We start from the raw sequence: 13,722 nt of genomic DNA, 5'->3' as shown, positions 1-13,722 counted from the left end.
CTGTCGCTGTTTTCGCGGTATAGTGATTACCACTAGTACCGGCTCGCTTGTATCGGTTTCCGAGACAGGTCAGAGCCGGTCTTCATGTTTTTGGAAGCAGGTGGGGGTTAAGTAGCAAAATGTGTGTCCGGTCGGCGTGTCGTCGGTCGGACACTTTTTGTGCTATTTCATGGGGCCTTTTCTGATTCGTATCGAGTGGTTGTATTCGGTTGGGATAGCGTTGTCGTAGAAGGCTGGTCGTCCTGTTTCTTGGTCGGCTTTGTTGTGGTCTTCTTCGGCAAGATCGTTGACTTTGGCGAGTTGGTCTTGTCCGAAATTGCACTGCCTGGCGATCGTGAGTGCATCGTCAGGTCCGTCTAAGAGTCTCACGCGGGTGCAACGGTGAGGGGTGTAGAGAACGCACGGTGGGCGGTTGCGAATAAGTGACCACGCTGGCAGCCGAGAGGTACGAGCGATGAAAGATCAGCTCGAGCATTAGCGAACGTACTGACGTCGCTTTATTAGGTGTACTGACCGGGTACGTTGCGGGCACGCCGGTTCGGCGCACCGCCACAGCCGCTTGCGCCACACCAGCAGCACCGGCCGCCCCGCCGAGGGGATGTCACGCACCAGATGCTCACGCCGGCCGCGGGCCACCGCGACCACCCCGCACCGCGGGCACCCGGTCACCGACTCGGAGGTCTCCACCAACAGCTCCAGCTCACCGCCGTACTCACCGGCGGCAAGCACCACCAACCCCGAGATGCCGAGCATCGCAGCGGGCAGGACGGTAGCCTCAACACTCACCTGGGACTCCTCTCGATCCGTTGCTTGGTCGCTACGAATCGTGGAGTCCCAGGCCCGTCTTCACCAGCCCAACCCGGTCAGCGCGTCGCAACCCGGCTACCACGCTTTGAAGCGTCCTGGGTTTAGTTCCTACCTCAGCTAAGGAAGGATTGAACTATGCCTAGAAAGTATTCCGTCGAGTTCAAGGAAAAGGCGGTCCATCAAATCATCGAAATGGTCCGCCTGGAGTCCTGCTCACTGCAATGCGCCTACACAGAGGTCGGCGAGCTCCTTGGAGTATCTCACCACACGTTGCGGGCTTGGTACCGTGACAGCGCTTCAGTACGTGATGACTCAGACGCTTCAGGTGGCGAAACAATGGAAGAAGAGCTCAAGCGTCTGCGCCGCGAAAACCGCGAACTGAAACGAGCAAACGGGATTCTTAAGACTGCTTCGGCTTTTTTCGCAGCGGAACTCGACCGACCCACGACCAAATGATCTCCTACATCGACGCGTACAAAGATCAGTTTGGGGTCGAGGCCATCTGCCGAGTCCTCAAACAAGCAGATCGTGGATTCATCACCTCACGCGGCTACCGCAAAGCCACCACACGCGTTCCCAGCGCAAGGGCCTTAAGCGATAGCCTTCTCATCCCAGAGATACAGCGTGTGCATGCGCAGAATTTCTCGGTCTACGGCATCCGCAAAATGTGGCACGCGATGAACCGTGAAGGCTTTCATATCGGCCGCGACAAGACCGCCCGATTAATGAAGCTAGCAGGTGTTTCCGGCCGCAGACGTGGGCGAACGCCCGTGACAACGATTAGCCCGAAGACACCGGATCATCGCCCGGACCTAGTGCAGCGAAACTTTCGTGCACAAGCGCCAGGCAGGTTGTGGGTTGCCGACATTACATACGTTCGTACCCTGTCAGGATTCGCCTACACCGCGTTTGTCGTGGATGTCTTCAGCCGAAAAATTGTTGGTGTTGCTACACGCTCGACGATGCGCACCGATGCGCTGCCCATGGAGGCCTTGGAGCATGCATTAACGACTGCCGGACGAATCCATGGTAACCAGCTGATTCACCACAGCGATCGGGGCAGCCAGTACGTGTCGCTGAAGTATTCCACCGCCCTAGCGGAATCAGGAATACGCCCGAGTGTGGGAACAGTCGGCGATTCTTATGACAATGCACTAGCCGAAACAGTCAATGGTCTCTACAAGGCGGAACTGATTCATGCCCAAGGCCCGTGGACATCGGTCGGAGAAGTCGAACTGGCCACCTTGCGGTGGGCGCATTGGTGGAACACCAAGCGGCTTCACGAAGCATTGGACTACGCCACCCCACAAGAAGTAGAAACCGAGTACTATCTCACCCAGCCCATCAACACAGGGCCGTAAAAGAAGCGGAACTAAACCCAGGACGCTTCACTTGGTGAGGAAAAGCTGCTAACATGGTTCGGCGACGGCCCGGGCACGTCCTTGTTCCTAACCGTCGTGCGCTAGGGTCCGCGTGGACCGCTCGGCCAGCGTCCATCCAGTCAGGAGGAAGTCAGCAAATGTTCGACGACAACGGCTCATTCCTACTCGCCATGTTCGAGTTCTTCATCTTCTTCGCATGGTTCATGTCCCTGTGGTGGATCTTCGGAGATCTCTTCCGCAGCAAGGACCTCGGCGGCTTCGCGAAGGCGCTGTGGGTGGTGTTCATCCTCGGGCTGCCGTTCATCGGAATGCTCGCGTACCTGCTTGTTCGAGGTCGGGGGATGACCGACCGCGCGGTCGAGGCGCGCCAGGAGCTCCAGCAGCGGCAGGATGAGTACATCAAGTCCGTCGCCGGCGGCTCCGCCGGATCGAGCCCGACCGATGAGATCGCCTCGGCGAAGGCCCTTCTCGACTCGGGAGCGATTACCCAGCAGGAGTTCGACCAGATCAAGGCAAGGGCGCTCTCCTCGGTCTGACCCTGGTCCGCTCCCTCGCCAGCCGCAGCGTCGCGGTCCGAGGGCGAAGAAGTACCGTTCTAATGACAACACCCCGCAGGGAAACCTGCGGGGTTATTTTTGGGTTAAGGGTCAAAAAGGGGTTAAGTAGCAAAATGTGTGTCCGGTCGGCGTGTCGTCGGTCGGACACTTTTTGTGCTATTTCATGGGGCCTTTTCTGATTCGTATCGAGTGGTTGTATTCGGTTGGGATAGCGTTGTCGTAGAAGGCTGGTCGTCCTGTTTCTTGGTCGGCTTTGTTGTGGTCTTCTTCGGCAAGATCGTTGACTTTGGCGAGTTGGTCTTGTCCGAAATTGCACTGCCTGGCGATCGTGAGTGGATCGTCAGGCAGTTGCGTTTTTGCATACAGGCACCACTCGAGCATTTTTCGTTGGCGTTCTCCTGACCTGCCGCGGTGTGCATCGGCGATGCGTTTGAGCTGGGCGTTGATGCCGCCTTCGAGGCTGTTGGTTGTTGAGACCCACCGGTTTGGCTCGAGTGCGTTTTTGGGCGGCTGCAGGTAGGTAAACAGCCATCCTTTCCGTGAGAGGTGCAGCAGGGAGTTGTATGCCTTGCGAACTCGCAGGTGGGTCCATTCCCACTGGTGATTCAGCGTGCGCCGTTCTTTTGGCACGGGGGTCTTTTCGTCGAGGAATGCTTTATAGACCTGTCCGAAGTCGTGGAGACGCAGTGTCCATTCGCGTGCCTGGTCAAGTGTGGTGATGCGGGTCAGTTTCAACGCCAGTGCGTAGATCGCCTTGCCCGCGTCGGTGCGTGGTTGGGTCGACGTGTAGCGACGGATCGCGCGTTGGGCATGGACTAGGCAGCGCTGAATGAGCGTGTTTGGCCAGCACGCTTTAATGGCGGTGAGTGCTCCTTGTCCGCCGTCGAGGACCACACATAGTGGCTCGGCGATCTTTTTGAGCAATTGGGTGTAGGCGTGGGCGGTTTCGCTTTTCGCCCAGTGCCATGCGATGACGTGGTCATAGCTGGCCGCGACGAGGAGGCAGCCAGCGGCGGTGTAGGTACCGTCGATGAAGATCTGGTCATAGACGCGGTGAGGTTCACCATCGTTGGGCACATCGATGAGCCAAAACGGCGCGAATCGGCGATCTAGGGTCCACCGGCTGATGTTTCGCAGGCGAGCGACCTCGGCCAATGAGGCGGTGCAAGTCGCATAAGAGATGAACGCTTGAAAGTCGCGAGTTTGGGTGTGATCGGTGCGGCGGCGTGTCGTCGAGCTGCCGCAATCTGGGTTTTTGCACCGCCACCTGGTTGTGCCTTTGGAAGTGGTGCCATTTTTCTTCATTTCCCCAGCGCATACTGGGCAACGTGGTCTGTTTCTACTCACCCAGAAAGCACACCAATCCCCGACTAGCACATGAGGATGCCATTCCGGTGGATTGAACGAGAATCGAGCATATATAAGGTGCGAAACCTTATATACGGCCGATTTATGCCGTCTGAGCAGTGAGGACTGCGAAAATCAGACACACATTTTGCTACTTAACCCGCAGGTGGGCTGGTGGTCGACAAACCGTGGGTCAGTATCGATGAGCAAATCAATATCCTCACTCGTCGTGGCCTATTGGATGCCGGTGATTACCGCCGCGAGTTATCTACTGTCGGCTATTACCGGCTTTCGGGATACTCCTACCCGCTGCGCCAGCCAGCTCCCGAAGGCTCACCTCGGCGGCGTTTAGATCGTTTCGTTCCCGGCACACGTATGCATCACGCGATTGAGCTGTACGAGTTTGACGAACAACTGCGTCTTGCTGTGTGGCGGGCGCTATGCAAGCTGGAGGTGTGCCTGCGAGTTGACGTGGGGCACGTGCTGGGTGAGATCAATCCGTTCATTCACCTCGACCTCGAACGGATTTGGCCGTCAGGCGCAATGCATCGCCGCGCAGTACTGTTCACGCAGAAGCTAGCCCAAACGCAGTCGCGCTCTACAGAAGATTTCGTCATGCATTACAACCAGACCCACGATGGTCGTTTGCCGGTGTGGGTGGCCACCGAGATCCTCGAATTCGGACAACTCGTGACCCTGTTTTCGTTGGCTCCCTTCGAACAGCGTCGTCGCATTGCTGACAAGTACTTGGCACGTGCCGACGAGTTGGAATCATGGATGCGCACTGCGAATTTCATTCGTAACATATGCGCTCACCACGCCAGACTATGGAATAGGCAACTCGTTATCCGTCCACTGGTCAAACACCGCCGCAGCGACCAAACGCTATCGGCCGTGACACATTCTTCAGGACGTATATACACCGCGTTGGTGCTCACCGCATTCCTCTTGCGACGAGGAAATTTCACCGCTGAAATACAGGCCATCAGCGACGTCCTAGACAGTTTCCCCACCGAAATTCCTGGCGTCGATCTAACGCACATAGGTGCCAGCCCCAGCTGGAAACAAGATCCCATCTGGACAATCAACAGCTAATCCTTACGGTAATAGGCGCACTCATACCCGTCCGCATCCAACGGCAAACCTTCGGCCCATGCTGGGAGCGTGGACATGAGCTCGCAAGCACCAGTGGCGGTGAAGCCGGAATTTTCGGGTTCGTCGATGACGATCTCGTCGTGAACATGCATCACAATCTGATGCCCGGCTTTGGCGACGGCGTGCATGCCAGTGACGAGCAGATCACGAGCGATCGCCTGCACGATATTCTCGACAAGTTTTCCACCGTAGGTTTCGAGCTGTCCCCAGCGCCGTGCCGTGGTGGTGCCGGTGTAGGTGATGGATGTGCCGCCCCACCTGTTCTCACCCAGACGCGGCTGCACATACGCCAACCGCCTACCCGAGGGCAGCTCAATAAACAAGATTCCGGCTTCGACGCTGAATCGCAAATTCCGCAGCCGGATCGGCTGACGAGACGCGATCGCGGCGATAGCTGCTTCTTCGACACTTGACCAGAGCTGAACGATGTGCGGATTAGCTTGCCGCCAGGCATCAACGATCGGTTTGAGCTCGTGCTCAGCTAAGCCCATCCGCAGGGCTCCCATGGCTTTCAGCGCACCAGCTGACCCTTGGTAACCACAGCTGAGGGTCGCAATTTTCCCCTTCTGGCGTAGCTCGCCGTTGATGCCGTGTTTTTCTACTGGGACGCCGAACATGCGGGAGGCGGTTTCGCAGTAGAGGTCTTTGCCCTCACGGAAGGCCTGGAGGGTGGTGGTTTCTCCTGCGAGCCAGGCGATGACGCGCGCTTCGATGGCCGAGAAGTCCGCGACGATAAACCTGTGCCTAGGAGAAGGGATAAACGCGGTGCGAATCAACTGTGAAAGCGTGTCGGGCACGGACTCGTACAGAAGCTCAAGTGCCTCGAGGTTGCCTGTTCTGACGAGCGATCGGGCTTGGTCAAGATCAGGCAGATAGTTCCTGGGGAGGTTCTGGACTTGGACGAGGCGTCCGGCGAAACGTCCGGTACGTCCTGCGCCGTAGAATTGGATGAGCCCACGTGCTCGACCGTCGCTGCCTGCGACGTTTTGCATCGCCACGTACTTCTTCACCGAAGATTTAGCTAGATCGCCGCGAAGTTCGAGGACTTCTTTCACCTCGCCCGTGGCAGTATCGAGGGCGGCATCGACTTCGGCCTTCGCCAACGACTCCAGCGCGCAGCCACGCGATGCGAGCCATTGTTTGAGTTGGATGGGTGAGTTCGGGTTCTCCAGCCCCGTGAGCTTCTGCGCACGCGCAAGCGACGCGTTGCGGTGGTGCTCGTCCACGGCAACGGCATTATCAACCAGCGTGTGGTCGAGAAGAATCCCAGCATCATTAATGCGTTGGTCAAGAGCGTAGGTGTCCCATTCGGACTCCGGTATCGGAAAACAAGCCAGTCTGTTGTGGATGGCGAGCTCGACTTCGACGTCACGACGGTTGTAGTCGATAAACCTCGCCCACCCGGTCGGGTCAGCTGATGGTGGGTTCCTGCGTTTGCCTCCGTTCAGGACTGAGGGTGTGGCGGGTGTGCAAAACTGCTTGATCAGCTTCTTGCCTACTGTGTCTTTTTGGACGTCAAGCTTCAAAACTGTGGCTACTGCATCGAGGCTCATCGGCAGGCCAAGGTAGGCCGACCAGATCATGGTGCAGCGCCACTGCCTTGGGTCAAGAAAGCCCTCGTCGAGGAGCTTGGGATGATGCGCTCGTAGCCAAGCGGACAAGCAGACACGTTCGAAGGCGGCGTTATGCGCCCACTTCACGATGGATGGATCAACTAAAGCCGCCAGAACCTCGTCGGGTATAGATTGTCCGTTGGCGAGATCCACCACCTCGATCGGGCCGCCGTCAATCGAATAGCCGAACAGGAGCAGCTCGAAGTCTGGGTGCTCGCAATACGGGTAAACGCCTGTCTTGGCGAGTTGGGCGGGGCTGAAAGATTCGATATCGCAGAAGAGTGTTCGCATGACGGGGTTCCTTTCACATAGAGGAAAAGTGGAGGGAACCAACAAGATGTGCTGGTTCCCTCCACGTGTGGGGATGGTTAGTTCAGGAAATCGTCATCAGCGGCGAAGGCACCGAAGTCGGTCTCAGCGGAAACTCGTCCACCGCCAAGGGTTTCTCCGTCGCGGGTCTTTTGGATATTGCCCAGTCCGCAGGCGATACCACGGTTGCCGTTCGTGTTGAACGCATAGAAGGACAGGGATACGCGTGCATAGCAGCCCGAGTACACTTCGGCGCGGTCCAGGATCGGGGCGACGCTCTGATCGACGATTTGGGGAGCGGTCAGGGAGTTCGCGTTGAGGAAGTAGGCACCCTTGTAGGCTTCGTCGTCACGCTCAATATCCCCATCACGCAGCGGCAACTTGAGGGCGGCCTTGTTGGGGCGCTTTCCACCAAACTTGGCCGTCCCGGCCTCGATCGCCGCATCCACCGCGCGCTCGATCGCAGTGATCGTGGCGGTATCGGACTTCGGGATGATCAGGGAGACGGAGTACTTGGGCTTGCCTCCCTGGATGGAGTTCGGCTCCCACACGTGTGCGTAGGATAGGCGTACTTCGCCGGTCACAATACGAGTTGTGTTAGTCGTTGACATAATCATTCTTCTTTCTACTAGTTACTTGTTTGGTTGAAAATCGGTGGCCGCACTCACCAGGTCAAGCGCTGGCCGTTTATCGGATGCAGGCACCAACGTGGGTTTGCCTGCAGGTTTGATCACGAGATCACCGAGGATCTCGTTGAAGGCGGGTTTACCCATGAGGCGTTCCATCGCTGTGAGGGTGATGAGCTTGCGGTCATAGATGTCCCTATAGCCAGCCGCCTCAGCCGCTGCAGCGACATCGGTTTCGGAGGTGTATTTGCGGATCGACCGGCCGGCGACGAGCTTGAAACCAGTCCAGCGCTTGCCCTGGTTCACCGCTTGGGAGAGCGCGTATGCTTCGACATCCGCCGCCCAGGTTTTGAGCTGCGGAATCCGGGCCAGCACGTCGGCAATCTCGCTGTCGGACAGTTCTGCTGGCGGGGCGAACTCCAACCTGGCCAGCGCAAGATTGGCTTCAGCTCGCGCCCGACACGTGGGTGCAATCTTGCAGAACTGACACCACGAGCCCGGACAAAACTCACCCTCGCCAGCTGCTGCCAGCTCAGCCTTCGGTTTCACTTCCGCTTCGGCCCAGTGCTCGAGTTCAGTGACGGAGATTTCCCAGGTGTCGACGTTGCCCCGACGTGGCTGGTAGATCGTCACCGCTACGCGCTCGATGTCGTACAGGTCGCCGAAAGTGTGAAGGGCTCCGAGAGCGTAGAGCATCAACTGGGGATTACGCTCAGCCTCAACCAACACACCTTGCCCGTACTTCAGATCAATAATCTGCAAGGTAGGTTCGGCGATGATCACGCAATCCCCGGTGCCAAAACCTCCCGGAACCACATGGCTGAAATCCAGGCGCTGCTCGATGAGCACCTGTGGATCCCCACAGGTCTCCCGAGCCAGCGAGATGTGTTCTTGGACGTAGGCGACGTAGTCGTCTGTCAAGGTTTCCATCTCGTCATCAATCCAGGTCGAGACTGGCCGCTTCGAGCGCTGCTTCAAAGCGCGGCGGAGTTTGTGCTCGGCGAGGGCGTGTGCTGCGGTGCCTTGCTCGGCAGCCGCAGACGTGGATTCTGGCTCATCGGATTCGAGGCGGGCGGAGGGGGTGCAGTTGAGCCACCGGTGAGCACCAGAAGCTGAGAGGAGTGCGTGATCAGACGGTGCCATCAGCAATCTCCTTCGCCCGATCCAGCAGCCACCCGTACTTCGACGGATCCACCGCTGAGAGCTTGTCCGCACCAGCCTCGACGATCAGCTCACGAACCTTTGCCGTGTGACCTTGCGCTGAGAGCTCGGAAAGAAAAGCACGTACTTCTTCCAACGTCACCGTCGGTTCAGGTTCAACCTCTGGCTCGTCCGCAAGTAGTTCTGGCTGGGCGTGCGTGGCTGGGATGGTTCCGAAGGGTTCCTTGATCTGCAGGGCAAGCTCCGGGCGTTCACCAGGCATTCCTGCGTGGTCTTCGAAGCTCTCCTCAACGATCTGCTGAGCCCGCGCAAGCAAATCGGCGAGCGATCGCATCGTCTGGTTTCCATCACGAATGAAGGCGTTAATTTCCGGCATCATCATTTGGATTCACCCGCCTTGAGAGCATCGGCCAGGGCCATGAGGTCGTCATCGGTGTTTTCGGTGATGTCGATCTGCTTGACCGAATCACCAGGGACAAGGATCATGACTTTGCGCGGGGTACCAAGCAGTAGGCGCATGAGCCGTTCACGCAGCGTCACGTTCTTAGTTGCGACGATTCCGGGGTCGTCAGGGATATGCCGGGCAATATGAAGCTTGAGACTATGTCGAGCCATCGGGCTTACCTTTCTTCCTCATTTGTGGGAGCAGCCCGGTTGGCTTCTCCCTTTCACCCCACTGCCGACACCACCGAAAGTGTTAAATCGGGCATCCTCAACCGCCTGTCGAATCAGCGGTTTTACCTCTGCCACTAGCTGCGATACCCGAGCACGGGTCAACCCCATATCGCGTGCCACCTGCGCCTGATTGAGCTTGTCGGTTGCAAGAAGGCGCGTCATCACCTCACGATGCTGAGGATCCAAACCAGCGATGACGCCACGCATCACCTTGAGCTCACAAGCACGCTCGACACTATCCTCGCGTTCGATGACCTGGTCTTCAGCGCTGATACCCGGTGAAGCTGGATCAAGGTCGATGTCGAGCATCTGCTCATACGAAAACGGCTTGTTATTCGGGACGCGGCATCCACGTCGAGGACCGCACTCAGCCCCGCACGTGCATGTCTTCTTACCCTTGCCGCGATCGGCGCGAACCGCCTGATGCGTGGCCGCTTCTTCTGCGTTCCACAACTCGTCGAGAATCTTCTGCGGTGTGCGGGGCTTGACCTGGTTGAGCGGAACACCAGTTGTGGCGGCGCGTTGCTGCCGGTGGGTTGCGATCATGAGAGCGAACTCGCCAGGGTCAATGTCGAAAGTGTCAGTGATGGACTGATTCTTGTTGTTGTCTGCTTCGTGCTTGAAGGTGACCTTCATCGAAGGATCTCCATTTCTCCGGGAATCCCGGTGATTTGGAGACCTGATCTGTTTGGCTCAGATCACTGGTGAGAACTGCTAGGAAGACGACAAAGGCGAGCCACCCCACCCGCCCCTCAGCAAAGAGGTTTGGGTGAGGTGACCCGCCGAGCGCTCCCAGAGCAGGTCTCACTAGTGGTTCATTTGTCTACAACCACAGCCAGCACTCGCTGTGGAGGTCGCTCATCCGCCAGATGAGCTCCCGAACAATCACGTTCAGGCTTGGAGAACGTCAGTGCCGATGGCCACCAGCGCTACCGTCCCCACCCACCCGGCCCGAGCTGTGTCGAAACCGAGTGGGCTGTGTACGGCTACTTGCCACGCTTGGACGGCTTAGTCTGCGCCAACGCCGAGGCGGCAACGGACTTGGTCCGCACCGAAGAACGGCCATCGCGCAGCACAGCTGATGCCTTGCGTGCCACAGCACGCGATGTCTGCTTGCGGTTCCTACCCACGCTCTTCACCTCCTTCGCTCTCGCTACGACACCCACCACCAGTTGGTGCGTGTTCATGAGCGTTCGCGCGAGTCGGCGTGCGATAATGAGAGTGATGTTGCTCGTCTCGTCGGCTCGTGTTTTGCTCACACTTCAATCAAAGTGGACGAATTTTCTAGACGACGGACGATGAAAGGGCAGGAATTTCTAGATCTTCTAGAGTTTCTTCTAGACGGTGTGTGACGGAGGTGGATCATTGACTCTGAGCGCCTTTTGCTGCGCAATTTATAAGCCAAAAGCTCCGATAAAATCGCAGAGTAAGTTCGCACGCGCAGTTTTTGAGGCAGCAGGAAGCGCCGCAGTCTATTCCACTTCGTACTGGACGGCGCTCTTTCGCGGCGACCAAGAAGTATCTGACCCAGTTCGCGGTTCGCTACCGAATCAGATCAAGAAACAGGCACTGCACAAGTTCTTGCTAGGTCACATCAGCCCACCCCGTCGCGCCACATACACGCTGGAAGATCGATGCCACGAAATCGGCGCTTCTGCCGGTCTTCCGTCAAGCATGGAAATTGAACCTGACGCGTTCATCTGGGCACTGACCGACTGGTTTGATGTGATCATCCATGACCCAGACCATTGCGATGTCCTCGAACGCTGCTACCGACTTCGCCTTAAAGGCCAGGAACCAGGTGAGATCAACCTCGCACCGCAGCCGCTCTATCAAGGAGATCGCGTCGACGTGACGGAACCGCCTGCACTGCAGAAATACAGGCCAGGGTTTTGGGTCGAGTTCACTCACACATGGACACTGCGCAACGTTGGCAGCATCAATTGGACCAGTCGGACACTCGTCTGTACGAATCCGACAGACTCGCGACTACGACCCGTCGGCACCACACAGATCGCCATTCCTGACAGCCCACCGGCGACAGCGAAGTTCATCAAGATTTCTTGCACGTTTCGGGCGCAAGGCTATGAAGGTGCTGCCTCAAGCCACTGGGAAATGCATAACGTGGATGGCGAGAACTGCTTCCCTCAAGCGACCACAACATTCAATGTCAATGCCACAGTTATTAACCCGGATCTTCACGCGATAAGGCAGGAACGATGAGCGAAGCTGAATTAGAAAACTGGGTCACCATGAAAGAAGCGCAAGCCCACCTCGGGGTGCGCCGGGAAACCATCACGAAATGGATAACAACCCATAATCTTCCCGCCTATAAAGTCGGCAGGGTCTGGAAGTTCAAACTCTCAGAAATCGACGAATGGGTCCGCACCGGTCAAGCCGCAGAAGAACCACATCCCAACAACCCTCACGAGCCTAAGGAGGAACGCTAATGCCAGAACTGAACTGGGTCGGCAAAGACAAGGTGATCACCCACCACCTCGACGTTCCCTACCGCGTCCTCGACCGCCAATACTCATATGACGAGCACGGCCAACACGATGGGGACAACGGCTCACAGAACATGATTATTCATGGTGACAACCTCGAAGCCCTCAAAGCTCTACTACCAAAGTACGAAGGCAAGGTTGACTGCATTTATATCGATCCTCCCTATAACACAGGCAACGAAGGCTGGATCTACAACGACGCCGTCAACGACCCACGAATCAAGAAATGGCTTGGCGAAGTCGTCGGCAAAGAAGGCGAAGACCTCTCCCGCCATGACAAATGGCTATGCATGATGTACCCACGGCTAAGACTTCTCCATCGCCTGCTAGCCAGAAACGGATTGATTGCTGTCTCGATAAGTGACACAGAGCTGTCCAACCTAGGCTGCATCATGGACGAAATCTTTGGCCCTGCAAACCGACTTGCTTGTGCGCCAGTGCGCTCTGAACCAAGTGGAGGGAAAGATAAAACGGCCCTGCGAACAGGGCACGAATACATTTTGTTCTACACCAAGGGTGACCAATCAAGTCTTGTCAAAGAAGAGAAGACAACTGGGAAGCTTGACCTCAAGGACAGCAAGGGCCCGTATCGAAAAGGGCGTGAGTTACGAAAGTGGGGTGCAACTTCCGACCGATCAGATCGACCGACGTTGTGGTTCCCCATTACTGCACCCAATGGTGGAGAAGTATTCCCAATCAAGAATGACGGGTCTGACGGCTACTGGCGTTGGAGTCCTGCTCACGCAGGTATGTCAGAGTTATTGGACAATCCTGAGGCTGCTCACTGGGAGAAAACATCATACGACCCAGGGGTTGTTGTAGATGGAGAGACTGAGCGCTGGGTTCCATACGAGAAAATTCGTGACGTAAAAAAATCATTCGGATGGAATACGTGGCTCGATGGCTATGGAACTAACGCCGACGCGACTGCAGTAATCAAGGCAATCTTTGGAAACAAGAAATTCGACACCCCGAAACCACTATCACTAATCGAATGGATTATCGCCCTGCATGGCAACACAGACGGCATCGTCTTAGACTCATTCGCAGGCTCAGGAACGACCGCACACGCCGTGCTTAATTCAAATATGTACGACGCGACGCAGATAGAAAATTCATCCTCGTAGAGCTCAGCGACTACGCAGAATCAATCACGGCAGAGCGGGTCAAACGAGTGATCGACGGATACCGCACCGATAAGGATGAAGTGCCCGGAACAGGAGGGTCATTCTCTTTCTACGAGTTAGGCGCGCCACTACTTCTCGCAGGTGACTTGAACCCAGAGGTGCCTCTTGAGCGGGTTCGTGAGTATGTGTGGTTCACCGAGACGGGGCAGCCGTTCTCGAATCCGCCCAGTGCCCATCCGTATTTCTTAGGACGGCATGAGGATGCATCGTTGTTTTTCGTATATGAGCCGGATCGGGCAACGGTTTTGGATCGTGACTATCTGGCTTCGATCCCTCCTGAGTGTGCGGCTAGTTCGTATGTGATTTATGCCGACACGTGTTTGTTGTCGGATGAGGAGCTGCGCTCTCTGAATATCACGTTCAAGAAGATCCCTCGGGATATCACCCGTCTCTAAG

Annotated in this window: 16 protein-coding genes and 1 pseudogene; 7 read left to right on the top strand and 10 right to left on the bottom strand. The window is 56.8% G+C overall.

Translation table 11 applies throughout. The features are described 5' to 3' along the window. Positions 1-162: 162 nt before the first annotated feature. Together BN2664_RS09210 and BN2664_RS07740 are read right to left on the bottom strand one after the other, a co-directional pair. A pseudogene (locus BN2664_RS09210) lies at positions 163-351 on the bottom strand (IS1249 family transposase); the annotation flags it as partial. A 123-nt stretch (positions 352-474) separates the two neighbouring features. Beyond that, complete coding sequence (locus BN2664_RS07740; RefSeq protein WP_007000757.1) at positions 475-786, bottom strand: transposase family protein; 312 nt, start codon at positions 784-786, stop codon at positions 475-477. Between the two features lie 156 nt (positions 787-942). Between BN2664_RS07740 and BN2664_RS07730 the strand changes: the two genes are divergently transcribed. Both BN2664_RS07730 and BN2664_RS07725 read left to right on the top strand, forming a co-directional pair. After that, a protein-coding gene (locus tag BN2664_RS07730; protein ID WP_102183840.1) for an IS3 family transposase occupies positions 943-2,168 on the top strand; the annotation gives its coding sequence in 2 pieces (ribosomal slippage) (positions 943-1,222 and positions 1,222-2,168; 1,227 coding nt in all). 158 nt (positions 2,169-2,326) lie between these two features. Continuing rightward, positions 2,327-2,725: an SHOCT domain-containing protein gene (locus BN2664_RS07725; RefSeq protein WP_007000760.1), complete on the top strand. Its 399-nt coding sequence runs from the start codon at positions 2,327-2,329 to the stop codon at positions 2,723-2,725. A gap of 177 nt (positions 2,726-2,902) precedes the next feature. Here BN2664_RS07725 and BN2664_RS07720 read toward each other — a convergent pair whose 3' ends face one another. Continuing rightward, positions 2,903-4,093, bottom strand: coding sequence for an IS256-like element ISAmas1 family transposase (locus BN2664_RS07720; RefSeq protein WP_146001743.1), 1,191 nt, complete (start codon positions 4,091-4,093; stop codon positions 2,903-2,905). A gap of 174 nt (positions 4,094-4,267) precedes the next feature. Between BN2664_RS07720 and BN2664_RS07715 the strand changes: the two genes are divergently transcribed. Then, positions 4,268-5,188, top strand: a complete 921-nt coding sequence (locus BN2664_RS07715; RefSeq protein WP_007000762.1) for an Abi family protein — start codon at positions 4,268-4,270, stop codon at positions 5,186-5,188. Here BN2664_RS07715 and BN2664_RS07710 read toward each other — a convergent pair. From BN2664_RS07710 to BN2664_RS07680, 7 genes are all read right to left on the bottom strand, one after another. After that, positions 5,185-7,152, bottom strand: coding sequence for a DNA polymerase (locus BN2664_RS07710; RefSeq protein WP_007000763.1), 1,968 nt, complete (start codon positions 7,150-7,152; stop codon positions 5,185-5,187). The two genes, BN2664_RS07715 and BN2664_RS07710, sit on opposite strands and share 4 nt — an antisense overlap. Before the next feature lie 77 nt (positions 7,153-7,229). Further along, on the bottom strand, positions 7,230-7,787 hold the full coding sequence (locus BN2664_RS07705) for a DUF2815 family protein (RefSeq protein WP_007000764.1): 558 nt from the start codon (positions 7,785-7,787) through the stop codon (positions 7,230-7,232). A 15-nt stretch (positions 7,788-7,802) separates the two neighbouring features. Then, entirely contained in the window at positions 7,803-8,939 is a 1,137-nt protein-coding gene (locus BN2664_RS07700) for a DUF2800 domain-containing protein (protein WP_007000765.1), read from the bottom strand. Continuing rightward, positions 8,926-9,339, bottom strand: a complete 414-nt coding sequence (locus BN2664_RS07695; protein ID WP_004007636.1) for a hypothetical protein — start codon at positions 9,337-9,339, stop codon at positions 8,926-8,928. The genes BN2664_RS07700 and BN2664_RS07695 overlap by 14 nt, the downstream gene beginning before the upstream one ends. Further along, positions 9,336-9,572 (bottom strand): hypothetical protein, encoded by a 237-nt coding sequence (locus BN2664_RS07690; RefSeq protein ID WP_004007637.1) that lies wholly within the window; start codon positions 9,570-9,572, stop codon positions 9,336-9,338. Before BN2664_RS07690 ends, BN2664_RS07695 begins: the two co-directional genes overlap by 4 nt. 18 nt (positions 9,573-9,590) lie before the next feature. Next, positions 9,591-10,268, bottom strand: coding sequence for a sigma factor-like helix-turn-helix DNA-binding protein (locus BN2664_RS07685; protein WP_007000766.1), 678 nt, complete (start codon positions 10,266-10,268; stop codon positions 9,591-9,593). A gap of 350 nt (positions 10,269-10,618) precedes the next feature. Continuing rightward, complete coding sequence (locus BN2664_RS07680; protein WP_197408656.1) at positions 10,619-10,762, bottom strand: hypothetical protein; 144 nt, start codon at positions 10,760-10,762, stop codon at positions 10,619-10,621. A 235-nt stretch (positions 10,763-10,997) separates the two neighbouring features. Between BN2664_RS07680 and BN2664_RS07675 the strand changes: the two genes are divergently transcribed. From BN2664_RS07675 to BN2664_RS09390, 4 genes are read left to right on the top strand one after another with little or no spacing between them, the layout of a single operon-like run. After that, a complete protein-coding gene (locus BN2664_RS07675; RefSeq protein WP_007000767.1) occupies positions 10,998-11,855 on the top strand; it encodes an NBR1-Ig-like domain-containing protein in 858 nt (285 codons plus the stop codon). After that, on the top strand, positions 11,852-12,082 hold the full coding sequence (locus BN2664_RS07670) for a helix-turn-helix domain-containing protein (protein WP_004007641.1): 231 nt from the start codon (positions 11,852-11,854) through the stop codon (positions 12,080-12,082). The genes BN2664_RS07675 and BN2664_RS07670 overlap by 4 nt, the downstream gene beginning before the upstream one ends. Next, on the top strand, positions 12,082-13,266 hold the full coding sequence (locus BN2664_RS07665; RefSeq protein ID WP_007000768.1) for a site-specific DNA-methyltransferase: 1,185 nt from the start codon (positions 12,082-12,084) through the stop codon (positions 13,264-13,266). The genes BN2664_RS07670 and BN2664_RS07665 overlap by 1 nt, the downstream gene beginning before the upstream one ends. A 47-nt stretch (positions 13,267-13,313) precedes the next feature. Next, on the top strand, positions 13,314-13,721 hold the full coding sequence (locus tag BN2664_RS09390) for a hypothetical protein (RefSeq protein ID WP_007000769.1): 408 nt from the start codon (positions 13,314-13,316) through the stop codon (positions 13,719-13,721). Position 13,722: the final 1 nt, after the last annotated feature.

The organism is Actinobaculum massiliense (assembly GCF_001457435.1).
Classification (GTDB): domain Bacteria; phylum Actinomycetota; class Actinomycetes; order Actinomycetales; family Actinomycetaceae; genus Actinobaculum; species Actinobaculum massiliense.
This window is presented reverse-complemented; position numbering and strand designations above follow the sequence as displayed.

Bases quoted from the DNA above. Each gene is read 5' to 3' on its own strand.
- BN2664_RS07705 (WP_007000764.1), bottom strand. From the start codon at position 7,787: ATGATTATGTCAACGACTAACACAACTCGTATTGTGACCGGCGAAGTA.
- BN2664_RS07710 (WP_007000763.1), bottom strand. From the start codon at position 7,152: ATGCGAACACTCTTCTGCGATATCGAATCTTTCAGCCCCGCCCAACTC.
- BN2664_RS07670 (WP_004007641.1), top strand. From the start codon at position 11,852: ATGAGCGAAGCTGAATTAGAAAACTGGGTCACCATGAAAGAAGCGCAA.
- BN2664_RS07700 (WP_007000765.1), bottom strand. From the start codon at position 8,939: ATGGCACCGTCTGATCACGCACTCCTCTCAGCTTCTGGTGCTCACCGG.
- BN2664_RS07665 (WP_007000768.1), top strand. From the start codon at position 12,082: ATGCCAGAACTGAACTGGGTCGGCAAAGACAAGGTGATCACCCACCAC.
- BN2664_RS07690 (WP_004007637.1), bottom strand. From the start codon at position 9,572: ATGGCTCGACATAGTCTCAAGCTTCATATTGCCCGGCATATCCCTGAC.
- BN2664_RS07695 (WP_004007636.1), bottom strand. From the start codon at position 9,339: ATGATGATGCCGGAAATTAACGCCTTCATTCGTGATGGAAACCAGACG.
- BN2664_RS07725 (WP_007000760.1), top strand. From the start codon at position 2,327: ATGTTCGACGACAACGGCTCATTCCTACTCGCCATGTTCGAGTTCTTC.
- BN2664_RS07685 (WP_007000766.1), bottom strand. From the start codon at position 10,268: ATGAAGGTCACCTTCAAGCACGAAGCAGACAACAACAAGAATCAGTCC.